This window comes from Streptomyces sp. M2CJ-2 (assembly GCF_016757295.1).
Taxonomy (GTDB): domain Bacteria; phylum Actinomycetota; class Actinomycetes; order Streptomycetales; family Streptomycetaceae; genus Streptomyces.
In genome coordinates, this window is sequence record NZ_JAESIF010000005.1 from 159867 (window position 1) to 183932 (window position 24066).

Here is a 24066-nt window from a genome sequence, read left to right on the forward strand (position 1 = left end):
CCCGCCCCCTGATCACCTCGGCAGACAATCCCGACATCCGGTGGCGTCACGCCCTGGGTCCCGACTGCAACGGCGGGCCTTTCTGAACCTCGGTCCTGCTGACCGTCTTCCGTTGGTCGAGGGCAGCTTCTACGGCCCCAGCCACCTCAGCGAGATCGAACGGGGCACGCGCCGCCGGCGGAACTCGCCGACCACGTCGACAAGGTCCTCGGCACGGACGGCTTCTTCCGCCGCCGCTGCGAGGACGTGCGCAGGGCCGCCGCACCGCCTCCGAAGGCGTCCCTCGCCTTGATTGACCAAGTGGCTGAGGATGACCGAAATGGCAAACCACGGAACTGACTTGAGCACGGCCGTCTGGCGCAAGAGCAGCTACAGCAACGGCAGCGGCGGCGACTGCCTCGAAGTGTGCGACGCCCACACCGACGTCGTCCCCGTCCGCGACTCCAAGGTCCTTCACGGACCGGTCCTCACGGTCGCGGCACCGGCCTGGACGTCATTCGTCACGTCCCTCAAGTAGGTGCCGCGCGTGTCTTGACTCCGTTACGCGAGGGAAGACACCCAAGGCCGGCGCGGTGCGCTGTGACGCTCTTGGCGTCGAGCACGCAGAAAGAACCATGAGCGTCATGGAGTTGTTCCCCCGGGCCGGCGAGCGGGGTCCGGGGACCGGGCATGCCGGGACGGTCGGCCGAGTGCTAGGACGTGGCTGAGTGTCCCGCGTTTCCCCGCGTTCCTGGTTGATCCTCGCCGTGCCCGTCGTGGGTCTGTTGGCACTGACGTTTTCCGCCACGACGCCCGAGACGCGCGCATCCGGGGAACGACAGGCCCCTGCCGAGCCGTTGCGGGACCGTCCGCTCCCCGCCGACGGCACGGCCCAGCTCTCGAAGTGCGGGGTGGACGAATCGCCGCGGCCTGTACCACGGGGGGAGGGCGAGCAGAGCATGGCCCCGAGGCTGGTGCTCACCAGCTGGGGTTACTACGATCCGGGGCCGAAGACGCCGGGCGAAGCTCGCTTCACCGTCCACGCGGCCGTACGAGCGGGCGACCGCCCCCTCCTGCTCGACGCGCCGCTGGCCAAAGGTCAGGTCACGCTCGATCTCCACGGCCCCCACGGTGAGGGCGTCCGCGCTTCTGCCCGCGGGCTCACCGCGACTGTTGTGGACAGCGGTTTCAAGGGCAAGCCCGTAGAAGTCCCGGCGTCCGGCAGCTTCCGGGTTGATCCGGGCAAGGAGTTGCTCCTGGACGTGGAGCTGCCTGCCGGGGCCGTATGTCCTGGCCACAGCCTGCTCGACATCAACAGGTGCTCGCCCGAGGACACCAACGACGTCGCGGACTGCCCGGTGCTGACCCTCACCCTCACCGAGCCGGCGATCCGCGCGTACCGCGCCCGGACGGTCGGCGACAGCGCCGCCAGTCCCCTCAGCGATCGGCTGGTCGCGGTGTCCTGGGAACCGCGTGCCTCACAGGTGTGAGCAGGAGGTCTCCGAGCAGCTCACCAACGTGTCGGCGGGCGGCTGAGGGTCAGCGCTGGCTCACCGGAAGGACGGCCGCCGGATCGCAACGCTTCGGGCAGGCCAGCAGGTAGACCTCGTTGCCGAGGAACAGGAGGTAGGCGTCGTCACGGATGCTGTCGGGCTGCACCGGAGACCCGGGGTGGACGCCGAACTCCCAGTCACCCGGCACCTGGCAGACGAACGCCAGCTCCGTACCGCACGCGCACAGGTAGTACTCGGCTTCGTGAGGCCAAGCCGCCGTACCCCCCACTTTGAAGTGCACTTCGTACGGCCCGTGCCCGTCCACGAAGGGCCGCAGGGACAGGGGCAGCGCGTGTACGGTCGGTTCGGGCTCCGCTTCCGGCGCCCCTGGGTCGCGCTGCAGCAGCACCCGCCAGAACGAGCCCGGGAACGGCGGCTGCGGAGCCTCCCAGAACCGGGGTACGAGGCGTCTGTCGGCCCGGCCGCCGGCCGTCACCGGGTCGGCCGCGTCGTGGTGGTGGGCGCAGTGGAAGACCGACAGGTGTTCTCCGCCGAAGAACTCGATGTCGTCCGGCAGGTCCAGTTGGAAGAACAGCGCCATCCGCTCGCCGTAGAAGCACCTAGGCCACTCCTGGTCGTCGTCGAAGTAGGGCCACCCGCCCACCGAGTTGCGGGCCGGACGTTCCAGCGGCTCGGTACCGATCTCGATCTCGTACTCGGGCGCCGGCGCCCACTTCTCCCCCAGCCCGTCCTCGCTCACCGGTCGGTGTCCAGGTGGGCTTCCAGGACGGTCCGGCTGATGAGGGGGCGGTCCCACAGGGCGAGGAGTTCGTTGGCGAGGTCCAGGATCGGCAGCGGGTACCGCTTGCCCTGGACCTCGATACCGGCCGCCGACAGACTCCGGGGGACGGCACCGGCGTCGAGGAGGACGCGCCACTCCTCGGGGCCGAGACTCAGGTATTCCAGCCCCGCCAGCCCGGTGATCTCCAGGGGATCGGCGAGCGTGCCCGGGTAGGCGGTGAGGGTCCGCAGACGGGGAAGCCCGACGACCGAGGCGAGGCCGATCGGCTCGCCCTGCCATGCGCCGATGCTGAGTACCTCCAGTGCAGGATGGGCGGCGGTCCTCACACTCTCCAGGTAACGGATGTTCACCCGGGCCACCACCGGAGGATTGTCCCCGTCACGGCCCTGGTGCCAGCCGCTGGGGCGGTTGACCACCATGTCGGTGAGCGAGTCGGCGCGCAGTCCGGCGCCGATGCTCCGCTCGTGGTCGATCACAATGACCTGCCCGATGTGTCCGCCAGGGCCGGGCGTCAGGTCGAGTGCCAGCCGGTCACCGCCCCCGTTGTCGCCGAAGACGATCCACCCGGGCGACCCGACCAGGCCCTGCACGGCGGCGTCCGGGGCAGTGACGACGGCGGCGGCGGCGAACTGCCAAGGGCAGGGACGGGACTGCGCGTCCCCGATGTAGAGCCCGTCCAAGGAAAAGAGCTCACAACCGACCGCATCGCTGACCCGCTCCCCAGCCTCGTAGTCATCGCCCCAGTCCTGCCACCGTGCCCGGGTCACCCGGTAGAGCGCCTTGAGCTCGTCGGGCAGCGTGACACCGAGGCGCGCCTCCGCTTCGGCGATCTCCTCCTCCGTGGCACCGACGGCGTCGGGCAGCCGCTCGTGGAGGGTCTGCTCCAGCAGTGCCGGGTCCGCCGACGACGCCGGCACCGCACCAAGGACTTCCTCGGGCAGGCGCCGCCAGGGCTCGGGAACGGCGCCTTCGACCAGGAGCAGGGCTCCCACGAAGGGGCTGACGACGCCGTACTCCACGGCAGGTCCGGAGTCGACGACATGGAGCAGCGTCGCCCCGTCCGGCGCCGTCTCAACCACGTACGACACATTGTTCAGGCCGTCGGCCCTGAGGGCGTCCTGTACCCGTTCCACGGCGGTGAACTGGTCCTGCATGTCCGCCACCTGCAAGGCCCGCCCCGGCGCCGGGTGCGGCTGTGGCGCGGGCAGGGTCCAGCCGCCCAGACCGACCTGGCCCGTGAAGCAACCGCCCGGCGCGGCAAGCTCCTCCGCGTGGGCATCCCGCACCAGCCGCAGCAGCGGCTCCCAGGTCGCGAGGTCATGTATCGAGGACAACGGTGTTCTCCGGTCGGTCGGTTGGTGAGGAAGAGGAAGCCATGGAGTGCTCGCGGGACGGCTCAGTCGCCTGAGTGTCCGAAGATGCCAAGGTGGGCCGGCTCGGCCTGGCCACCGGCGTAGAGGAGGACGTACACACCCGTCCACCGCATACGACACTCGTCCAGCAGCGTCTCCTCAGGGTCGGGCGGAAACCGGTCGGCCGTGCGGGCGTGGTCGAGGAGTTCCGAGAACCGGAGCGGTGTCGGCCGGACGGTGCCGAAGTGGTGCAGGAGGCGTTCGTGCGTCAGGGGACGCAGTGTCCCGTAGTCCTCGACACGGAGCGGCGTCGGCGCTGTGGTCGAGTGGACAACACGCTGGATGTCGAGGATGGAGTGCGTCCCCTCCTCACCCATGAACTCCTCGTCGGCCCAGAGGTCGTCCAGACAGCCGTACATGTCGTCGTGGCCGTACAACTTGTCGAAGACCTGCCGGTGCAGAGCCTCCAGCGACTTCTCGACGCTGCCTTCGTACGCCGTGACGTACTCCCACCAACTGGCGCCCACGGTCGCCCCTCCCTGTCATGGATCTGGCGCGATCCTAGGGTCGGCCACTGACATTGGGCGGCGCGGCTGTTGGACGGGGCTGCGAGATGGGGGACTCGCCTGCCGGGAGGCCGATGGGTTCCTCTGCGGCGTTCAGGACGGCTCGCGCCCGGCGGTTGCCCTTCCACTACGTACCGGACGGGCCCGGTACGGTCCCGACATGGACCTCTTCGCCGCTGACCGGTTGCGACTGGTCGAAGCCCTGCCACCTCAGCTGTCGCCGGAGGACCGTCGTGCCATGGACGACGCCTGGGACGCGGCGGTCCGGGCCAACCCGACTCTGTTCGACGGGCCGGTGGCCGGGTGTACGGGCCTGGAACACGACGCACGTGACGGCCTCGTCCTGACCTGGGTCCGGGCGACCTACCGCTTCTACGTCCTGCGCAGGCTGCCCGGCGCGTCTGTACGGCTGCCGTCCCTGTTCGTGGCCGTCGCGCAGCCTGCGGACGACGGGCGCCTGCTGGTGGGGCGGATGGCGTCCTGGACGACCGCGCCCGGCCGCTGGCAGTTGCCGGGCGGCTCGGTCGAGCCCCCACCGGACGGTGAGCCCCTCGACCTGGCCGCCCTCCGCCGTCACGCGGCCCGGGAGCTGGCCGAGGAGACCGGTGTCGACACCCCTGCCGACGACCTCACCCCCTGGCAGGTCACCCGAGGCGCGAACGGCAGTGTCGGCGTCCTGTTCCAGGCCCCGCCCCGTCCGGCGCCCTGGCTGTACGAGCGCTTCGCCGCCCTCACGGCCACCGAGCACGCCCTCGGCCGCGTCCCGGAACTGGACCGTCTCGCCCTCGTCCGCTCCCACGCCGACCTGACCGGCCTCGGCGGCCCGCAGGTGGCCTACCTGGAGCCGGTCCTCCGCCGCCACGGTCCACTCCGGCTCACCGGCCCGACGGCCGGGCCCGCCACAGGTCGCGGAGCACCGCGATCTCGGCCATGTGGTGGATGAACTCGATGTTGGCCCCCGTCAGCACGGCGATGAAGGGGTAGTCGGCGTCATTGCTGTACGGGTACTGGGAGAAGCCGACCGTGTCGAGCTGCTCGTCGGTGACGGCGCCGACGTCGGCGCGCCAGCGGTCGATCAGCTTCCAGAACCGCTCCAGTGCCAGGGCGGCGGAGGGGGTGAAGTCGACCAGCAGGTCCGGCTCCTGCCGCCGCTCACCGAAGGTCCACTCCCATTGGCCCGCGAAGCAGGAGTGCAGGTGCCCCAGCCGCCAGGCGATGGTGGTGACCGGCGATGCGTCGGGCTCCGGCGTACCGGTGTGGGCGAGGACCTGCTCGACCCGCTCGACACTCACGCCCCAGTCGTCGGCGATCTTGTCGATGGGCATGCCGCCCGCGGCCTGCCGGGCGACCTCGGCGTACTCACTCGAGGGGATGTCCGGGGCGCCCTTGTCGAGCAGCCACTCGCCCGGTCCGAACGCCCTGGGCGTCACCGCCTCACTCCGGCGCCGGATCGACCAGCAACCGGGCACCGGCTCCCACAGGTACTCCTCGTCACCGAGCCCCGTCAGCCGCACCTGGGCCATCTCCCTGGCCTGGTCGAACTGGTCGAGCAGCAGCCCCAACCGGTCGGTCCGCACACCCTCGATCTCCATGCCTGGCCCCCTTGGCGGTCGCGTCTCGCACGCAACACACTGCGCTCAGGCGGAAGTTAACGAATCCCCTCACAGGGCGCGACCGATTTCCTCGCCCCGAAGCGGCACAGTGTCACCGGCATCACCGCACTCCTCCAGCACACGGTCGGCCTTCGCCGTCGCAGGCGAAGTGGACTTCGGTGGTCAAGCCTCCTCGGGATCGGCCGAGGGCGGAGTCGATCCGCACCAGCCATCTGATGGTCCCTGCCATCACCTGATCGGACGAGCGCACCACTCGGTGCCGACCGGAGGGGCAGCGCCGGTCAGGGCCGTGATCGTGCCTGGTGGACCGGTCGTGCTCGATGCCGTGCGAGTGCCGGCCCCGACCACTGTCGCGGGTGCTGGAGGTGTACGGCGCGGCTAGTGTCGAGGAGCGCGCCGAGCAGCCGAGGAGGCGTTCCACGCCTGGCAGCGTGGTCATGGGCGTCGGTCTCGACGGAGATAAGGAGCGCGGTCGGTGTGGCCCGGAACCGCCGGTTGATCCTGAGCTCGCCGTCCAGGGTATGGGACCTGCTGTCCGACGGCCGGCGCTACGGGGAATGGGTCTCGGGAACGCAGCAGGTCACCGCCGCGGACCCGCACTGGCCGGAAGTGGGCGCCCGCCTGCAGGTCCGGGTCGGCCTCGGCCCTCTGGTCCTCGACGACACCTGTGTCGTACGCATCTGCGAGCCGCAACGCCGCCTGGAACTGGAGGCGAAGGCGGATCCCTTCGGTGCGGCCCGCATCGCCATGAACCTGATCCCCTGGGGCGAGAGCACTCTTTTCCTTCTCGACTGGCATCCCCTGCGGGGCCCCGGCACCCGGATGCACGGGCTCCCCGTGGACTACCTCGTCTCGATCCGCAACGGCATGATGCTGACGAAGCTGGCCCGGATCGCGGTGCGCGAGCATCGCGGCAGCGCCGGCGGCGCTCTGCAGAGCACCCGGAGCGGATGAGGAGCTGTACGCCGCATGAGGTCGTCGGCCCGCACTTCGGGCGTCTGCGCCGCCGAGGAAGACGCCGTGGTTCCAGTCGAAGGACTCCGTGACCAGCGGTACGGCGGTGACGCGGCGGGCGTTGGGGTGGGCGGCCGGGGGACTTCGTGGAGTTCGTGGACGGTTCGAGGGCCGGGGCGGCGGCCCGGCCCTCGAACACCGCGGACCGGCGTGCTGAGGCGGTACGGATCAGTACGGATTGACCAGTACGTGCGCGGCGCCCGGAACGCCGATCTTCAGCAGCTCGTCCTCCTCGGCGGTCGTCTCACCGCCCATCTCCTGCTTGAGCACCGCGCGCGACAGGGCCTGCACCCACAGGGCGCGGGGCCGGCGCCGTTCCTCCCAGGCCGTGAGGGCCTCGGGGACGCCGTCCTGGGCGTCGAGCACCTCGGCGAGCACGACGGCGTCCTCGACGGCCATCGCCGCGCCCTGCGCCAGCTGCGGGGTGCTGGCGTGGGCCGCGTCCCCGGCCAGTACCACACGGCCCACGTGCCACGGCGCGTCCACCGTCACCTGGGAGATCCTGGAGTACACGACGGCGGCGGGATCCGTGACGGCGCCGAGCGCCTCGGCGATCGGTCCGGAGAACATCCGCAGCCGCTCGGCGAACTGCTCGTGGGCACGCTCCGGGTCCGGCCTGAAGTCCTCGGGCTCGGCGAACACCGCGGCCAGGTACATCGTGTCGTCCGTGATGGGGGTGAGCAGCGCCTTCGTCTCCTGCGCGGTGCCCATCACCACGCCCCGTACGTCGGGCAGGCGCGGGACTGTGACCCGCCAGTTGGCGAAGCCGGTGTACTCGGGGGTGTACCGGTCGCCGTACAGCCGGCTGCGCAGCGGGGAGCCGATGCCGTCGAAGCCGACCACCAGGTCCCAGCGGTCGGACGATCCGTCCGAGAGGGTGACGTCGACACCAGAACCGTCGTCGGTGAGTTCGGTGATGGTGGTGGAGAACCGTATCTTCGCGCCCGCCGCCACCGCAGCGGCATTGAGTACCCGCGCGAGAGCGGGGCGGGGGATGCCGTTACTGGGGGGAACGTCGTCCATCCGGGGCTGCGGTATCCGGGCCAGGGCGTTGCCCTCCGGATCGGCGACGGTGAGGATCTCCCACTCGAAACCGACCGCGAGGCAGTCGTCGAGTACGCCGATCTCCCGCAGGGCGTGCAGCGCGTTGGACGGCTGGATGATGCCCACGCCCAGCGCCTCCAGCTCCCCTCGGAGCTCGGCGACCTCCACCGTGTGGCCGCGCCGGGCCAGAGCCGTGGCGAGGGTGAGCCCGCCGATGCCGCCGCCGTGAACAAGTACGCGTAGGCGTGAAGTCATGTCAGTTTCTCCGAGGAAAGACGAAAACGGGGGTGTGGTCTCAGCCGACCGGGGCGGGCAGGCTCGCCAAATGGTCGACCAGCGCGAGCAACGCCTCCTTGGCGTACTCACGCTGCCGGACGTCACCCATCAGCAGGGGCACATGCGGGTCGAGGTCGAGGGCTTCCCTGATCTCGCCCACCGTGCGGGTGTTGTGGCCGTGGAAGCAGTTGATGGCCACCACGAAGGGGATGCGCCGGCTCTCGAAGAAGTCGATTGAGGCGAAACTGGTGTCCAGGCGCCGGGTGTCCGCGATGACCACGCCGCCGAGCGCGCCGTTGACCAGGTCGTTCCACATGAACCAGAAGCGTTCCTGGCCTGGGGTGCCGAAGAGGTACATGACCAGTTCGTCGTTGATCGTGATGCGTCCGAAGTCCAGGGCGACGGTCGTGGTGCTCTTTTCCCCGATTCCGGCGAGGTCGTCCACACCGACGCTAGCCTTTGTCATGTACTCCTCGGTGTGCAGCGGTGCGACCTCGCTGATCGCGCCCACCAGGGTGGTCTTGCCGACACCGAATCCGCCGGCGATGAGTATCTTGACTGCGGCGGGTGCCGCCTGACTCGTGGTCATGGTTCCTACAGTCTCCGGAGTCCTTCACGAACGGCAGCCAGCAGGCTCGGGTCGGCACCGCCCGCCGCCCAGGCCACCGTGAGCGGTGCCCGAGCGGCGAGCAGGCCTTGGCTGACGAGGTCAGCCAGAAGGATTTTGGTCACCGACACGGGAAGGTCGAGTCCAGCGGCGATCTCGGCGACGGCCGCGGATTGGCGGCAGCGTTCCAGAATCCGACGGTGCTCCGGCTGGAGTTTGCCGGGGCGCAACGGCACGCCGCGTTCGTCGCGCGGGTCGTCGAGGGTCGTGAGTACCGTGATGAGGGTGAGGTCGTCCCGTTCGGGAGCGGTCCGGCCACGGGTGATGGTGTACGGACGCACCATGCTCCCCGCGCCGTCCTCCCCGGGGTCCTCGTACTCCCATCCCGGGTTCACGTGACGGTTCCCTGCCCCGCGCCGAAGGCATCGAACTCGTCGCGGGTCGCCGTGCCGAGCTTCGGCCCGACCTGCTGGACGAGGTTGTGCATGGCGAGCGACATCACCTCTGCGTCGACCTCCTGGGAGGCAACCACGGCCAGGTGGGTGCCCTGGCCCGCCGAGATGATGAAGAGCCACAGGTCGGCGAGCTCGACGATGACCTGGTGGACGACACCGCCGTTGAAGAGCTGCCCCACGCCGCGGGCCAGACTCTGCTGGCCGGTGCAGATGGCTGCCAGTCGCTCGGCATCCGCGCGGTCGATGCTCTGCGAGTGACTCACGACCAGGCCGTCGTCGGACAGCAGGACCGCGTTCCTGGTCTCGGCGACCGAGTCCACGAGGCCGTCGAGCAGCCAGTCCAGGTCCTGATGGGTCGCAATGGTTCGTGTCATGACCGTTCTTCTTCTTTCATCTGTTGGCGAGGAGCGCTGGGGGGGAGCGGCGTCGGCATCCCCCCCTCACGGGCAGCGCGCGACCGACGTTGGAACGCACCGATCGTCGCCCCGGCGCGGCGCGGTACGGGGCGCAGCAACGGGTCGTCCTGCCAGCGCGGCGGCCTGGGCAGCGGCGCCTCGGCGGGGACGTCCGCCCGCAGTTCGTCGACGAGGCTGGCCTGGCGCACCCGGCGGGGCAGCGGTGCCTGGTCACCAGTCAGGCCGGCACCGTCGGCGCCCGCGTCGGTGTGCGGCTGGTGCGGTGCCGGGTGCGGCCCACTGGGGGCTGGATACGGCCCCTCGGCCTCACCGGAGCAGGTCGGCACGGACCCGTACGAGGCGGCTTCGGCCGGGTACGACGCGTGCCCGGTCCCGCCCTCCTGCCCGGTCCCGTACATGGCGAGGTCGGCTCCGTGGGCCAGGTTCACCCCGTGGCCCTCACCCGTCATGTGGGGCGTCCGGCCACCCTGAGGTGTACGGGTGCCGACGGCTCCGTGGGGCACCTCGGACGCGTAGGTGCCGTACGTCCCGTAGGGCTGGTGGCTCGCGTCCTGGCCGCGGTCGTGCTGCGCGTACGGCGTCTCCGGCGTGCCCGGCGCGGGGAAGGCCTCGGTGACTTCCGGGACATGCGGCTGGTACGCGTCCCGGTGCGGCTGCGGCTCGGACCCGTGGGACACCGCGTGCGTCGGGACCAGCGCCGTGACGTCGGCCAGGGCCCGTCCCTGTACGCGCGCGGGCAGCGGCTCGTCGGCGCCGTACACGGGACCCACCGGACCGGGAGCGGGAGTCGGGTCCGGGACGGATGAGAGCACCGCCTTCGGAGCCTGCTGGAAGGCGGGGACGGTGAGTTCGACGGGGATGAGCACGACCACCCGCGTACCGCCGTACGCGGACTGACGGAACTCCACTCCCAGGCCGTACTGGTGCGCGAGGCGCGCAACCACGTGCAGACCCAGACGGATGTCCTCGGAGTGGGCCAGGACGTCGAGCCGGGGCGGGTGGGCCATCAGCTCGTTGGCCTCGGCCAGCCTGCCCTCATCCATGCCCAGGCCACGGTCCTCGATCTCGATGACCAGACCGCGGATCACCTCGGCAGCCCTGACCTCGACCGGGCTCGGCGGGCGGGAGAACGTGAGCGCGTTCTCGATCAGTTCGGCGAGCACGTGCGCGACCGGACCGACGGCCCGGGCCGCGAGCCAGGTCCCGTCCTCCTGTTCGATCACCACCCGCTGGTAGTCCTGCACCTCCCCCTGGGCCGAGCGCATCACGTCGAGCAGTGCGACCGGGTCGCGCCACCGCCGGTGGGGTGTGCCGCCGGCGAGAATGACCAGGTTCTCCTCGTAGCGCCGCAGTCGGGCGGTGAGGTGGTCGAGGTCGAAGAGACCGTCGAGGACCTCGGAGTCCTCGTGGCGGCGCTCCATCTCGTCCAGCTTCTTGAGCTGCTGCCCGATGAGCTGCTGGGTGCGACGGGCGATGCGCTGCAGCAGCCGCTCGAACCCGCGGTGCTGGTCGGCCTGCTTGACGGCGGCCTGCAGGGCACTGGTGCGGGCGAGGTTGAGCGCTGTGCCCAGCTGGGTCAGCTCGTCGGTGCCGCGGCGGACTTCGTCGTGTCGGATGGCCATCGCCTCGGCATCGACGTCGATCCGCTCGCCCTGCGCGAGCCGCTCGACGACGTCGGGCAGGGCGGTCTCCAGCACCTCGGCCTGTTTCTGCAGGCCGCTGATGCGCTGTCGGAGGCTACGGGTGAGGCGCCACGTCGTCCAGACGACGGCGACAACGGCGGCGAGACCGACGAGGGTGGTGAACAGCGTCCTCTGGAGCAGTCCCATCGCATCGGACGTGCCCTCCTCGATCACCAGCGCGGTCCGGCGCTCGAGGAGCTTCTCGAACTCCGGAGCAAGGGCGTCCATCGCCTCGCGCCAGGTCTCCCGGTCGGCGCCGAGACGGACCGGGCCGCTCTCGTCGGGCTCGCCCGGGCTCAGCACCTCCTGCTCCACGCTGCTCTTGCTCTTCCACGCCGGACTGCCGGTGATCCGCTGCCAGATCTCGCGCTGGTCGTCGGACAGGTGGGGAGCGACCTTCACGGTGTAAAGGAACGACTGGGTCTCGATCGCCTCCCTGACCTGCCGGAATTCCTCGACGGTCAGTTCGCCCCTGCCCCAGCCCCGGGCCAGGAGCGCGTCCGAGCGGGAGACCATCTCCTTGGTCCAGAAGAGGTCGACGAGCGGCTGGGAGAGCACGGTGATCCGGCCGTTGTCCACGTGACTCAGGGCCGTGAACAACTCGAGGTCGACGGTGATCAGGTCGGTGTAGTACCGGTACACCGCTTCCTGCTGGCCTTGGTCGCCACTGTCGACCACGGAGCGCTGCACGGGCAGCCGCTCAATCGCGTTACGCGCTTCGGTGACCGCTTCCCTGATCTCCAGGGGGGCGTCGCCCGTCGAGGACAGGTCGTCGGAGAGCGCCCGGAAGGCCTCCACCGCCTCGTCGGTCGCTGTCCGTTGCCGCTCCAAGGCCTTGGACGCACCGTCGTATCCGGCGAGGGTCTCGGCACTGAGACGCCGCTCCTCCTGAAGGTTGTAGTAGACGATGTTGGACGGCTGTCCGGCTTTCTCCGCCAACAGGCCCTGGGCCGCCATCCGCTGGAAGTCGAAGAAGGTCCGACCGCTCGTGACGGCCCACAGGGCTACCAGTGCGACACCGGGGACGATGGCCAGAACGAGGAGGGCCGTCCGCAACGACATGGTCGTCGAGACGGTCTGTCGTGACGCACGCGTGCGCAGGGCGAACTCCCTTGACGTGGAACGGCTACACAGCCGGGCGGTTTTGCTCACTAGTTGTGCCGCGCATATTAATCACACTGTGCGACTGCTCATCCACGCGGGGATGACGCCCTGGCACCTCCACACCGGGACACTTCGGACGACGCAATCCGGACAGCCCCGCCCTGGCCGCATGTCTACATCGATCCGCAACCCTTTGTTCACCTAGAGAACCTCCGGAACGTCATATTCCGAAAGCGGAGCGCGCGAGACGCGTGGCGGAAATCGTCCTCAGGGGTCGCGGCCGATCGGTGGCGCGGTGCCTGCCCTTGCCGCCACCGCGGCCGGATTCGGCCACATCGGGGACGATCACCGCCTCGCACCGGCGCGCTCCCGGTCCCCGAGGTCCGCCGGACGTTCCCGCGCCCGGAGCCGAGCACCACGGCGGCCAAGCCCGCCATACGAAACCGCCGGATCACCGGCGTGCACATGGAGCCCGCGGGCCGGCCGAGGTCTCGTGGTGACATGGCGAAGGCCTGTCGCCGCCCGTTCCCGCCGGGGCGGGCGGGAGGGTGACGACAGGCCCAGGGCCCCGCACGCCGTTGTGCGGAGCCTCGCCTGTCCGTCCCGCGGCCGGTCGTGACGATCGCTGGTCAGGGCATCCCATCCCAACCGGCCGCGGAGTCTGTGTGCCGGGCGGCTCAGCCCAGGCGCTGCACCAGGGCGCGGTACTGGTCCCACAGCTCGGTGGGCGTGTGGTCGCCGAAGGTGTTGAAGTGCTCGGGGACGAGCGCGGCCTCCTCGCGCCACACCTCCTTGTCGACGCTGAGCAGGAAGTCCAGGTCGGCGTCGGCCAGTTCGAGGCCGTCCGTGTCGAGGGCCGCCTTGGTCGGCAGGACGCCGATCGGGGTCTCGACGCCGTCCGCCCTGCCGTCCAGGCGCTCCACGATCCACTTCAGGACGCGGCTGTTCTCGCCGAAGCCGGGCCAGACGAACTTGCCCTCGTCGTTCTTGCGGAACCAGTTGACGTAGTAGATCTTCGGCAGCTTGGACTGGTCCTTGTCCTTGGCGACGTCGACCCAGTGGCCCATGTAGTCGCCCATGTTGTAGCCGCAGAACGGCAGCATGGCGAACGGGTCGCGGCGCAGCTCGCCGACCTTGCCCTCGGCGGCGGCGGTCTTCTCGGAGGCCACGTTGGCGCCGAGGAAGACGCCGTGGTTCCAGTCGAAGGACTCCGTGACCAGCGGTACGGCGGTGGCGCGGCGCCCGCCGAAGAGGATCGCGGAGATCGGCACGCCCTTGGGGTCCTCCCACTCGGGCGCGATGATCGGGCACTGCGCGGCGGGCGTGGTGAAGCGGGCGTTGGGGTGGGCGGCGGGCGTGCCGGACTCGGGGGTCCAGTCGTTGCCCTTCCAGTCGGTGAGGTGGGCCGGGGCCTCCTCGGTCATCCCCTCCCACCACACGTCGCCGTCGTCGGTGAGGGCGACGTTGGTGAAGACGGAGTTGCCCCACAGGGTCTTCATCGCGTTGGCGTTGGTGTGCTCGCCGGTGCCGGGCGCGACGCCGAAGAAGCCGGCCTCGGGGTTGATGGCGTAGAGGCGGCCGTCCTCGCCGAACCGCATCCAGGCGATGTCGTCGCCGATCGTCTCGACGGTCCAGCCGGAGATCGTGGGCTCCAGCATGGCGAGGTTGGTCTTGCCGCAGGCGCTCGGGAAGGCGGCGGCCACGTACTTCGACTCGCCCTGCGGCGGGGTCAGCTTGAGGATCAGCATGTGCTCGGCGAGCCAGCCCTCGTCGCGGGCCATGACGGAGGCGATGCGCAGGGCGTAGCACTTCTTGCCGAGCAGGGCGTTGCCGCCGTAGCCGGAGCCGTAGGACCAGATCTCCCGGTCCTCGGGGAAGTGCGAGATGTACTTGGTCTGGTTGCAGGGCCAGGGGACGTCCTGCTGGCCGGGCTCCAGGGGGGCGCCGACCGAGTGCACGGCCTTGACGAAGAAGCCGTCGTCGCCGAGCTCGTCCAGGACGGGCTGCCCCATGCGGGTCATGGTGCGCATGGAGACGGCGACGTAGGCGGAGTCGGTGATCTCGACGCCGATCGCGGACAGCGGCGAGCCGAGGGGGCCCATGCAGAAGGGCACGACGTACATCGTGCGACCCTTCATGGAGCCGCGGAAGACGCCCTTCTCACCGGTGAAGATCTCCCGCATCTCGGCGGGGGCCTTCCAGTGGTTGGTGGGGCCGGCGTCCTCCTCCTTCTCGGAGCAGATGAAGGTGCGGTCCTCGACGCGGGCGACGTCGCTGGGGTCGGAGGCGGCGTAGTAGGAGTTGGGGCGCTTGATCGGGTCGAGCTTGCGGAACGTGCCCTTGGCGACGAGCTCCTCGCTCAGCCGTTCGTACTCAGCCTCGGAACCGTCGCACCAGACCACGCGGTCCGGCTGGGTCAGCTCTGCGATCTCGTTGACCCAGGAAATGAGCCCCTGGTGGTCGGTGGGGACGGTGGGAGCCGCGATGTCGCGCGCCACGATTGCTCCTAAGTGAGGGTTTTTGGTTGAGAGGCCCCGTGGGGGCTGCGGCCCGGATGCTTCACGGTGGATGTTCGGCGCTCATCCGGTGCCGACCGCACTCATTTGATCCTCTGATGAGAGTGCCCATCTGTCCAGAGGGATGCACAGGTGAGCAGAGTGATGCTGGCCACGGTTTCCCGAGAACCCCCGCGCGTACGCCGGGTCGCTTTACGCACACGTTGCGTGCGCATTGCACGCGACAGGTCGCTTCTTTGCGGGTTCTTTGCGCGACCGATCACTCCGGTGCGCCTCCCGCCCGAACCGGAGGCGCCGGCGAACACCGGCAGACCCCGACGGAACCCGACGGACGCCGACGATCACCGCCACGCGTGCGGCGTGAGAGGATGGCCACCACGTCACGGCCAAGCAGGCACACCGCTCCGCAACTTACGGTTCCGTAGGTACGATGCGGCCATGACAGCGTTCGCCTCCGACGCACCCGCGGACCCGCAGGCCGAAGGCCGCGGTCCGGTAGAGATCTCCCTCCCGCACCCGGTCAAACCCAAGCTGCGCGGCTGGCTGCACCTGGGCATGTTCCCCGCCGTCCTGGTCGCCGGGCTGGTGCTCACCGCCCTCGCCGACTCGACCCGGGGCCGCGTCGCCTGCGCGGTCTTCGCGTTGACGGCCTGCCTGCTGTTCGGCGTGAGCGCGCTGTACCACCGGGGCAACTGGAGTCCGCGCATGGACGGGGTGCTGCGCCGCCTCGACCACGCCAACATCTTCCTCATCATCGCCGGCACCTACACCCCGCTCACCCTGCTGCTCCTGCCGGAGGCGAAGGGCCAGTGGCTGCTGTGGGGCATCTGGGCGGCCGCCCTCGCCGGGATCACCTTCCGGGTGTTCTGGGTGGGCGCCCCGCGCTGGCTCTACACCCCCTGCTACATCGCGATGGGCTGGGTCGCCGTCTTCTACCTCCCCGACTTCATGCGCACCGGCGGCATCGCCGTCCTGGTCCTGGTGATCGTGGGCGGGGTGCTCTACAGCGCGGGCGGGGTGATCTACGGCATCCAGAAGCCCAACCCGTCACCGCGCTGGTTCGGCTTCCACGAGGTCTTCCACTCCTTCACCCTGGCCGCCTTCATCGCCCACTACGTGGGGATCTCCCTGGTGGCCTACCAGCACGGATGAGCCGGGAACGCCCGGAAAACCCCGGGTCCGCGCACCGCGCTCATGACATCCTGAACGGGTGAACGGTCCCGAGATCCACGTCGAGTTCGCCCCCGGACTGCTCGTCTTCGTCCCCCGTGCACGGTCCACCGGCACCACCAAGGCCGCCATCGACGGCGTCTCCACCCTCGGTCACGTCGTCGAGTCGCTCGGCGTCCCGCTGACCGAGGTCGGCGCGCTGCTCGTGGACGGCCGCGAGGTGCCCGTCTCGCACACCCCGACCGCCGGCGAGTCGGTGACCGTCCGCCCCGTCGCACTCCCCCAGCGGGTGCCCGGCGCCCCCTTGCGCTTCCTGCTCGACGTGCACCTCGGCACGCTGGCCCGCCGACTGCGGCTGCTGGGCGTGGACACGGCGTACGAGTCGACGGACATCGGCGACCCGGCACTGGCCGCCCGCTCGGCGGCCGAACAGCGGGTGATGCTCAGCCGCGACCGCGGCCTGCTGCGCCGCCGGGAACTGTGGGCCGGCGCGTTCGTCTACAGCACCGGACCCGAGGAGCAACTCCCCTACGTACTGGACCGCTTCCAGCCCGAACTGCGCCCCTGGACCCGCTGCACCGCCTGCAACGGCCTGCTGGGACCCGCCACCAAGGACGAGGTCGCCGACCAGCTGAAGAGCGGCACGCACCGCTCGTACGACGTGTTCGCGCAGTGCGCCGACTGCGGCCGCGCCTACTGGCGGGGCGCCCACCACGACCAACTGGAGGCGATCGTGGAACGCGCACTGAGCCGGAGCGCTCAGGGGCACTGAGTACCTCGGCCGATGTCCGGGCGCCGGCCGGCGCGGTGGGATGGCCGCATGACCACGAGCACACCGCCACCGCACTCAGCCACCCGTCCGCTGACCGTATGGGCCGTCGCCGGACTCGTCCTGCTGCTGCCCACCGTGATCGTCTCCTGGATCGCCGTCCTGTCCACCGAGCGGGGCAGCCGCTGCCTGCTCTACGGCGAGCAGTGCTCCGGTGTGCCGGACGGGCTCGCCCCGGGCTTCTTCTTGACCGCCCTCGTCACCGGGGTGCTGGCCACGGCGTGGCCCCGGACCCGGTGGCCGTCCGCCCGGTTCGGAGCCGTCGCCGTGCAGTGGTCCGCCATGCTCACCATGGGCGCGCTCATCCTGAGCGGCCCCTGACGCCCGGCCTCAGCCGCCCCTGACGTCCGTCCGCTGTGTCAGCCGCCCAGGGCCGTGCTCAGCCGGTCGGGGTCGGTCGTCGGCGCGTCGCAGGTGAAGTTGCGGCAGACGTACGCGGCCGGTTCCCCGCCCACCAGGGGCCGATCGGCCAGCAGCGGGAACTCGTCGCTCTCCGGCGCACCGACGGCGACCACCGCGCCCGGGGCGACCCCCAGAAGCGCCCTGCGGTGCAGGGCCGCCGTGGCCGGATCGTCGAGCGCCGGACCGACCACCGCGACCTCCCGCGGCCCGTCCAGCGCCGCCTCGGCGACCGCGAGACCCCAGCCGACGAACCGCGGCACCCGCGGACCGAGCGTCTTCACCACGCCCAACGCCCGCTCCGCAGCGGTGCGGTGCGGCTCGGAGCCGGTCTGCGCCGCATACCCCAGCAGCGCCCCGGCCGCGGCCGTCCAGCCGGACGGTACGGCGTTGTCGGTCGGGTCCTGCGGGCGCCGGATGAGCCGCTCGGCGTCGGACGCCGTGTCGTACAGGGCGCCCGTCTCCGGGTCGGTGAAGCGGGCCAGCACATGGTCGAGGAGCAGACCGGCGAATTCCAGCCACACCCCCTCCCCGGTCACCGAGGCCAGCGCGAGGAAGCCCTCGGCGACATCGGCGTAGTCCTCCAGGACGCCCGCGTTGGCACCGACCCGGCCGTCCCTGCTGGTGCGGGCGATCCGGGCGTGGTCGTCGAGGTGCACCCTGACCAGCAGGTCGGCGGCGGCGACCGCGGCCTCGATCAGGTCCGGCCGGTCGAAGTAGGCGCCGGTCTCGGCGAGCGCGGCGATCGCCAGCCCGTTCCAGGCGGCGACGACCTTGTCGTCCCGGCCGGGGGCCGGACGGGCGCCCCGCGCCGCGAGCAGCCGCTCCTTGACCCCGCCGGCCCCGCCGATCCGGTCGGCGTCGAACACCTCCTCCTGCTGCGGCAGTTGCAGCACCGAGGCACCCTCCTCGAAGGTGCCCTCCTCGGTCACCCCGAAGTACCGCGCGGCCAGTTCGGCGTCCTGCGCGCCGAGCACCTCGCGCAACTGCTCCGGCGTCCAGACGTAGTACGCGCCCTCGACGTGCCGCCCCGTCCCGTCGTCGCTGTCCGCGTCCAGCGCGGAGGCGAACCCGCCCTCGGGCGTGCCCAGTTCGCGGACCATGAAGTCGGCGGTCTCCAGCGCGACCCGGCGCGCGAGCTCGGAGCCGGTGGACCGCCACAGATGGGCGTAGACGCGGCAGAGCAGGGCATTGTCATAGAGCATCTTCTCGAAGTGCGGCACCACCCAGTCCCGGTCGACGGAGTAGCGGGCGAAGCCGCCGCCGAGCTGGTCGTAGATGCCGCCGCGGGCCATCCGCTCGGCGGTGTCCCGCGCCATCTGGAGGGCGCCTTCGGCGCCGGTGCGGGCGTGGTGCCTGAGCAGGAACTCGAGCACCATGGACGGCGGGAACTTCGGCGCCCCGCCGAACCCGCCGCGCTGCGCGTCGTACTCCCGCGTGAGCCCGAGCAGCGCCTGCGCCTGCTGCTCCTCGCCCGGGAGCCGTGCGTCGCCGTAGGAGATCTCCCGCCCGGCCAGGTCCCGCACGATCTTCCCGGCGACCTCGGTGACCTCGTCCCGGCGCTCCTCCCACGCCTGGTGCACACCCTGGAGCAGCTGCCGGAAGGACGGCATGCCGTGCCGGGGCTCGGGCGGGAAGTAGGTGCCGAAGTAGAACGGCTCGGCGCCGGGGGTGAGGAACACGGTCATCGGCCAGCCGCCCTGCCCGGTCGCCGCCTGCACGGCCTCCATGTAGACGGCGTCCACGTCGGGGCGCTCCTCGCGGTCCACCTTGACGCTCACGAAGTGCTCGTTCAGATAGTCGGCGGTCGCCCGGTCCTCGAAGGACTCGTGCGCCATGACATGGCACCAGTGGCAGCTCGCGTATCCGACGCTCAGCAGGACGGGCACGTTCCGTTCGCGCGCCTCGGCGAAGGCCTCGTCCGACCAGGGCCACCAGTCGACGGGGTTGTCGGCGTGCTGAAGGAGGTAGGGGGACGTCTCGTGGGCCAGTCGGTTCGGCATGGTTCCATCCTGCCCCAGTAGCCGCGCGAAGGGGCGGCACCGGCCCCCGGCGGACTCCCGGGAGTGTCCGGTTCCTCTCCCCGCCCCGCCGCGATCCCGGGTTCCGTCCTGTCTCCCCCTCCTCAAGACACAGCGTGCACAGGACACTTGGCCGACGCATAACCGGATGAGGTCTCGGGGATGGGTCGGAAGGGACCCGTGGACTCCCGGGCACACCGGGGGCGACCGAGGCCGCCGGAGGGGGACGTGACATGCGGGACGGTCATCGTGCGGACGCGGAGCGGCTGTTGGCACGGGCTGTGGAGGAAGAGGTACGCCGGTCGGGCGGGCGTGCCGACGGAAAAGTGCTGCTGTCCCGGGCGCGCGGGGCGCTGGACGCGATCGCGCGGCCGGCGGCCGAGGAGTACGAGGCGTACACCCGCGCGCTGGACGAGGCGGCGGCCGGGCAGCTCACCTTCCGCCAGCGGTACGCCCGCGAGGGCGCCGGGACGCCGTTGCTCGTGGCCGGGGTGGCCGGGCTCGCGGCCGTGGTCGCCGACCTCGCCCTCGGTACGGGGACCGGGACGGCAGTGGGGGCGGGCGTGACCGTCGGGGTGGTCGGCGCGGCGGCGACCGTGGTGAAGGTGGTGGGCGCGCATGTGCCCGCCGCGCACCACCGGGCCGGCGCGGTGAGCCAGCCGGGCGGGCCGGAGCAGTTGCGGCTGCAGTGGCTGACGGCACTGGAGGTGCGGGGCATACGGCCGTTCCTCGACCAGCAGCGGATGCTCACCGCGTCCACGGGCCCCCAGCCGACGGGGCCGCGGCTGCGCGGCGCGGACAAGAGCGCGGCGGCCCGCGGGCGGAGTGTGCTGGAGCAGTCGTTCGGGCAGCTGCCGGCGCCGGTGGGGCCGTTCGCCGGGCGGCGGCAGGAGATGGCGCGGATCCGGCAGTGGGTGCGGGCGGCGCGCGCGAGCACGGAGACGCAGCCGACGGTGGTGGTGCTGCACGGGGAGCCCGGCAGCGGCCGGACCACCCTCGCGGTGCGCGCGACGCACGACCTGAAGGACCACTTCCGCGGCGCCTGCGTGGTCGATCTGCGCGCCGACGGTCCCGGCGAGCCGCCGCTGTCCACCCGGGACGCGCTGCTGCATCTGCTGAACCGGCTGGGGGCGCCCCGCGAGCAGCTGCTGTTCCGTGAGCGGTCCTCCCCCGACCAGCAGGTGAGACGGCTGAGCGAGCTGTACCACCAGCATGTGGCGGGCATGCCGGTGACGGTCGTCCTCGACGACGCGGCGGATCCGCAGCAGGTCCGCACGCTGCTGCCGGAGCGGTCCGACAGTCTGGTCCTGGTGACCTCCCGCGCGCCGCTCGGCCTGCCCGACGACCTGCCGGCCCGGGTGTACCAGCTGCCGGTACGCGCCCTGGACGCGGCGGGCGCCGAGGAGCTGCTGGCCGCCGTCGCGCAGGACTCGTCGGGGTCCGGCAGCGAGGCCGCCGACTCCGCCGACCGGGTCCGGGAACTGTGCGGCGGGCTGCCGCTGGCGCTGCGGATCGCCGGCTCCTCCCTGGGCCCGCGCTCCCCGCGCGCGCTCGCCACCGACCTGGGCGCCTACGGTCCGGTGAGCCCGGTCGAGCGCGCCCTGTGGCTGCGCTACACCGACCAGCCGGAGACGTTGCGGCGGCTGCTGCGCCGGCTGGCGCTGGCCGGCCGGGTGTCGCTGGGCGCCGCGGCGGCGGCCGCGTTGCTGGCCACCGACGAGGCCGAGGGGACCCGGCACCTCCAGGCGCTGTCCCGGGCCGGTCTGATCACCCCGGTGCGGCCCGGCCGGTACCGGCTGCACGACCTCGTACGCGCCTTCGCACTGGCCCGCCTCCTGGACGAGGAGGACCCGGCCGAGCGGACGGCGGCGCAGGAACGGCTGATCGTGAACTACTCCGAGCTCGCCGACTCGGTGCTACGGCTGGTCGACGGCAACATGTCGACCCGCTCGGACCGCTTCGGCCCGTACGGTTTCACCTCGCTGGACGAGGCGCTGCGCTGGCTGGACGACGAGTCGAGCTTCATCACGGCGGCGCTGCGGCACTCGGAGGGCGTGAACCAGGCGGCGGTGCTCGATCTCCTCGGCGCGCTGTGCGACTACTGCCTGCTGCGCGGCGACCTGTACCGCCTCGGTGAGATCAGCGAGCTGGCACAGGCCGTGGACGAGGGGCTGCTGAGGCGTTCGGTGCAGTGGCGCACGGGTATCGCGGCACGTCAGCTGGGTGAGCTGGACAAGGCGCGGGCGACGCTGTCCTCGGTGGTCGACCTGTACCGGGAGACCCATCACGACGCGGGGGCCGCGCGGGCGCTGACCTCCCTCGGCATCACGCTGCACCACCAGGGCAATCTGACGGAGGCGTCGGCGAGGCTGCGGGAGGCGATGAACCTGCAGTCCGCGCCCCAGCTGGCCGCCGACCGGGCGTGGACGATGCACGCGCTGGGCGCGGTGGAACGCGACCGCGCCCGGCTGTCCGAGGCGCTGGACCTGCTCACCGAGTCGCTGGTGCTGCACCGCGCGGGCGAGTCCGTGCACGGTCAGGCCTGGGCGCACTTCCAGCTCGGACAGCTGAGGCTGCGCACGGGTGACGTCCCGCGCGCCGAGTCCGAGCTGCGCGAGGCGCTCGAGCTGTACGGCCGTACCCGGGACGCCCGGGGCGAGGCGTGGGCGCTGACCCAGCTGGCCCGGGCCCGGCTGATCGGCGGGGACGCCTCGCCGGCGGTGGAGGAGCTGCGGCGGGCCGCGGCCCGGCACCGGGACAACGAGGACGCGCGCGGGGAGGCGTGGACGCTGTACTACCTGGGTCAGGCGCTGGAGGAGACCGGGGACCTGGACCGGGCGGTGCGCGAGCTGGAGCGGTCCCGCACCTTGTTCTCCCGGATGCGGGACGTCTACGGGCTGGCCTGCGCCCGGCACCATTCGGCCCGGGTGACCCGCGACCAGCGGGCCGCGCAGACCGGTTCGCTGCGCAACTCGGGCTTCGCCCGTCAGCTGCTGGTCGACGCCCGCGCGGACTTCCAGCGGATCGGGGTGGCCCACGGCGAGGCGTGGACGTGCCTGGAGCTGGCGGTCGTCGACGCGGGCAACGCCCGTACCCAGCAGGCACTGGCCCTGTGCGACGAGGCGACGGCGCTGTTCGCGTCCTACGGGGACCGGCGCGGCGAGGACTGGGCCCGGTTCCTGCGCTGCACGCTCCTGCCGTACGCGGCCCCGGGCGGTACCGAGGTCGGGACGGCGGTGGCCCAGGAGGACCTGGCGCAGCTGGCCCGGACCGCGCACGCCGCCCGCGACGAGAAGCTGGGCGACTGCGTGGACGCCTACCAGCTCCTGCTGGAGCGCGGGGTGAGCCTGGAGGCGGGCTGGCAGGCCTGGCGCCTCGGCATGGTCCCCAGCCGCCACGCCCGTGAGGTGATGGGGGTGGCCATGGGGTCGACCACGTAGGGCCGCGGGCCCGGCGGGTACTGCCGCGGGCCCGGCGGGGTGCCGCCGCGTAGCCCTCCGGGGGCCGGAAGGCTACGTGGCTCAGCCCTGCTTCTTCTTCTCGGCCCCGCCGGACGCCCCACCCGCGGCCGCGCCGGACGGCGCCGGCTTCGTGGCGTCCTCGGATCCGGTCCGGCGGGCCGCGGACTCGTCGAAGTCGACCCGGTTCATGTGGCGGTTCATCGACTTCATCAGGCCCCAGACCGCCAGGGCCATCACCGCGAAGACGATGAAGCCGAGAACACCGGGGGTGACCTTGTCCTTGTCGACTTCGGCGAGGGTGACCAGGTGGCTCATTGCCAGGCTTGCGCTAGCGCTCATGTCAGGCATTGTCCCGGATGCCCGCGAAGAGGTCGTCCTCGGGGAGGGATGTGTCGACGAGCGACTTCGCGAGCTCGTACTCCTCGGTGGGCCAGACCTCCTTCTGGATCTCCATCGGCACCCGGAACCAGCCGCCGTCGGGGTCGATCTGGGTGGCGTGCGCGATCAGGGCCTTGTCACGGATCTCGAAGAAGTCCGCGCACGGGACGTGCGTGGTGAGCGTGCGCTCCTTGCGCTCGAACTCCGCCCAGCGCTTGAGCCAGTCCCCGTAGGGCGACTCCAGGCCGCGGTCCAGCAGCGCCCGGTGCAGCGCCTCGGTGCGGGGGCGGTTGAAACCCTGGTTGTAGTAGACCTTCAGCGGCTGGTGGGCGGGCCCGAACTCGCTCTCCGGGTACTTCTCGGTGTCCGCCGCGCCCTCGAAGGCCACCATCGTGATCTTGTGGGTCATGATGTGGTCGGGGTGCGGGTAGCCGCCGTTCTCGTCGTAGGTGGTGATCACCTGGGGACGGAACGCACGGATCTTCCGCACCAGCTCACCGGCCGCCTTGTCGACGTCCTCCAGGGCGAAGCAGCCCTCGGGCAGCGGGGGCAGCGGGTCTCCCTCGGGCAGGCCGGAGTCGACGAAGCCGAGCCATTCCTGCTTCACACCGAGGATCTCCCGGGCCTCGTCCATCTCCTTCCTGCGCACCTCGTGGATGTTCTCCTCGATGGACGGGTCGCCCTGCAGCTTGGGATTGAGGATGGAGCCGCGCTCCCCGCCCGTGCAGGTCACGACCAGCACGTCCACCCCCTCGGACACGTACTTCGCCATGGTGGCCGCGCCCTTGCTCGACTCGTCGTCGGGGTGGGCGTGCACGGCCATCAGTCGCAGCTGGTCAGTCAAGACTCATTCCTCAAGTCGGTAGGCGCCCGGGGTGCCCGGTGCGGT

The 24066-nt window shown here is 71.3% G+C and carries 21 protein-coding genes and 1 pseudogene; 9 read left to right on the forward strand and 13 right to left on the reverse strand.

Going from position 1 to position 24066, the window contains the following annotated elements; genetic code table 11:
• Window positions 1-64: 64 nt before the first annotated feature.
• The 3 genes and pseudogenes from JL475_RS39835 to JL475_RS07430 all read left to right on the forward strand — a co-directional run.
• A pseudogene (locus JL475_RS39835) lies at window positions 65-258 on the forward strand (hypothetical protein); the annotation flags it as partial.
• 61 nt (window positions 259-319) lie between these two features.
• The gene (locus JL475_RS07425; RefSeq protein WP_202276598.1) at window positions 320-517 is read left to right on the forward strand and encodes a DUF397 domain-containing protein; all 198 of its coding nucleotides are present in this window, start codon (window positions 320-322) and stop codon (window positions 515-517) included.
• 421 nt (window positions 518-938) lie between these two features.
• Entirely contained in the window at window positions 939-1469 is a 531-nt protein-coding gene (locus tag JL475_RS07430; protein WP_202276600.1) for a hypothetical protein, read from the forward strand.
• 49 nt (window positions 1470-1518) lie between these two features.
• Here the strand turns inward: JL475_RS07430 and JL475_RS07435 are convergent, their stop codons facing one another.
• The 3 genes from JL475_RS07435 to JL475_RS07445 form a co-directional block, all read right to left on the reverse strand.
• Window positions 1519-2232 carry a hypothetical protein gene (locus tag JL475_RS07435; protein ID WP_307824993.1) on the reverse strand — a complete coding sequence of 238 codons (714 nt, stop codon included), beginning with the start codon at window positions 2230-2232 and terminating at the stop codon, window positions 1519-1521.
• On the reverse strand, window positions 2229-3608 hold the full coding sequence (locus JL475_RS07440; RefSeq protein ID WP_202276602.1) for an SMI1/KNR4 family protein: 1380 nt from the start codon (window positions 3606-3608) through the stop codon (window positions 2229-2231). Before JL475_RS07440 ends, JL475_RS07435 begins: the two co-directional genes overlap by 4 nt.
• Before the next feature lie 62 nt (window positions 3609-3670).
• Window positions 3671-4153 (reverse strand): hypothetical protein, encoded by a 483-nt coding sequence (locus tag JL475_RS07445; RefSeq protein ID WP_202276604.1) that lies wholly within the window; start codon window positions 4151-4153, stop codon window positions 3671-3673.
• A gap of 199 nt (window positions 4154-4352) precedes the next feature.
• Here JL475_RS07445 and JL475_RS07450 point away from each other — a divergent pair, with 199 nt between their 5' ends.
• Window positions 4353-5135 (forward strand): NUDIX hydrolase, encoded by a 783-nt coding sequence (locus JL475_RS07450; RefSeq protein ID WP_202276606.1) that lies wholly within the window; start codon window positions 4353-4355, stop codon window positions 5133-5135.
• Here JL475_RS07450 and JL475_RS07455 read toward each other — a convergent pair.
• Window positions 5068-5784, reverse strand: a complete 717-nt coding sequence (locus tag JL475_RS07455; RefSeq protein WP_202276615.1) for a DinB family protein — start codon at window positions 5782-5784, stop codon at window positions 5068-5070. The genes JL475_RS07450 and JL475_RS07455 overlap by 68 nt on opposite strands.
• 498 nt (window positions 5785-6282) lie before the next feature.
• Between JL475_RS07455 and JL475_RS07460 the strand changes: the two genes are divergently transcribed.
• Window positions 6283-6759, forward strand: a complete 477-nt coding sequence (locus JL475_RS07460; protein ID WP_202276617.1) for an SRPBCC family protein — start codon at window positions 6283-6285, stop codon at window positions 6757-6759.
• 228 nt (window positions 6760-6987) lie between these two features.
• On the opposite strand, the gene JL475_RS07465 is transcribed toward JL475_RS07460, so the two are convergent.
• The 6 genes from JL475_RS07465 to JL475_RS07490 form a co-directional block, all read right to left on the reverse strand.
• Window positions 6988-8118 (reverse strand): FAD-dependent monooxygenase, encoded by a 1131-nt coding sequence (locus tag JL475_RS07465; RefSeq protein WP_202276619.1) that lies wholly within the window; start codon window positions 8116-8118, stop codon window positions 6988-6990.
• A 40-nt stretch (window positions 8119-8158) separates the two neighbouring features.
• The gene (locus JL475_RS07470; RefSeq protein ID WP_202276622.1) at window positions 8159-8728 is read right to left on the reverse strand and encodes an ATP/GTP-binding protein; all 570 of its coding nucleotides are present in this window, start codon (window positions 8726-8728) and stop codon (window positions 8159-8161) included.
• 5 nt (window positions 8729-8733) lie between these two features.
• Window positions 8734-9090, reverse strand: a complete 357-nt coding sequence (locus JL475_RS07475; protein ID WP_202276676.1) for a DUF742 domain-containing protein — start codon at window positions 9088-9090, stop codon at window positions 8734-8736.
• Window positions 9091-9137: 47 nt separating this feature from the next.
• Window positions 9138-9575, reverse strand: a complete 438-nt coding sequence (locus tag JL475_RS07480) for a roadblock/LC7 domain-containing protein (RefSeq protein WP_202276624.1) — start codon at window positions 9573-9575, stop codon at window positions 9138-9140.
• Window positions 9572-12361, reverse strand: a complete 2790-nt coding sequence (locus tag JL475_RS07485; RefSeq protein ID WP_202276626.1) for a nitrate- and nitrite sensing domain-containing protein — start codon at window positions 12359-12361, stop codon at window positions 9572-9574. Before JL475_RS07485 ends, JL475_RS07480 begins: the two co-directional genes overlap by 4 nt.
• Before the next feature lie 719 nt (window positions 12362-13080).
• Complete coding sequence (locus JL475_RS07490; protein ID WP_202276628.1) at window positions 13081-14901, reverse strand: phosphoenolpyruvate carboxykinase (GTP); 1821 nt, start codon at window positions 14899-14901, stop codon at window positions 13081-13083.
• 456 nt (window positions 14902-15357) lie between these two features.
• On the opposite strand from JL475_RS07490, the gene JL475_RS07495 reads away from it, so the two are divergent.
• The 3 genes from JL475_RS07495 to JL475_RS07505 are packed head-to-tail and all read left to right on the forward strand — an operon-like array spanning window position 15358 to window position 17239.
• Window positions 15358-16071 carry a hemolysin III family protein gene (locus JL475_RS07495; protein WP_202276630.1) on the forward strand — a complete coding sequence of 238 codons (714 nt, stop codon included), beginning with the start codon at window positions 15358-15360 and terminating at the stop codon, window positions 16069-16071.
• A gap of 58 nt (window positions 16072-16129) precedes the next feature.
• Window positions 16130-16861, forward strand: a complete 732-nt coding sequence (locus JL475_RS07500; RefSeq protein ID WP_202276632.1) for a Mut7-C RNAse domain-containing protein — start codon at window positions 16130-16132, stop codon at window positions 16859-16861.
• Between the two features lie 48 nt (window positions 16862-16909).
• On the forward strand, window positions 16910-17239 hold the full coding sequence (locus JL475_RS07505) for a hypothetical protein (protein WP_202276634.1): 330 nt from the start codon (window positions 16910-16912) through the stop codon (window positions 17237-17239).
• A gap of 38 nt (window positions 17240-17277) precedes the next feature.
• On the opposite strand, the gene JL475_RS07510 is transcribed toward JL475_RS07505, so the two are convergent.
• Window positions 17278-19320, reverse strand: a complete 2043-nt coding sequence (locus tag JL475_RS07510) for a thioredoxin domain-containing protein (RefSeq protein WP_202276639.1) — start codon at window positions 19318-19320, stop codon at window positions 17278-17280.
• Between the two features lie 251 nt (window positions 19321-19571).
• Between JL475_RS07510 and JL475_RS07515 the strand changes: the two genes are divergently transcribed.
• Entirely contained in the window at window positions 19572-22778 is a 3207-nt protein-coding gene (locus JL475_RS07515; protein WP_202276641.1) for a tetratricopeptide repeat protein, read from the forward strand.
• An 81-nt stretch (window positions 22779-22859) separates the two neighbouring features.
• On the opposite strand, the gene JL475_RS07520 is transcribed toward JL475_RS07515, so the two are convergent.
• Entirely contained in the window at window positions 22860-23147 is a 288-nt protein-coding gene (locus JL475_RS07520) for a hypothetical protein (RefSeq protein WP_237406468.1), read from the reverse strand.
• The gene (mca, locus tag JL475_RS07525) at window positions 23140-24021 is read right to left on the reverse strand and encodes a mycothiol conjugate amidase Mca (protein ID WP_202276643.1); all 882 of its coding nucleotides are present in this window, start codon (window positions 24019-24021) and stop codon (window positions 23140-23142) included. Before mca ends, JL475_RS07520 begins: the two co-directional genes overlap by 8 nt.
• Between the last annotated feature and the right edge of the window lie 45 nt (window positions 24022-24066).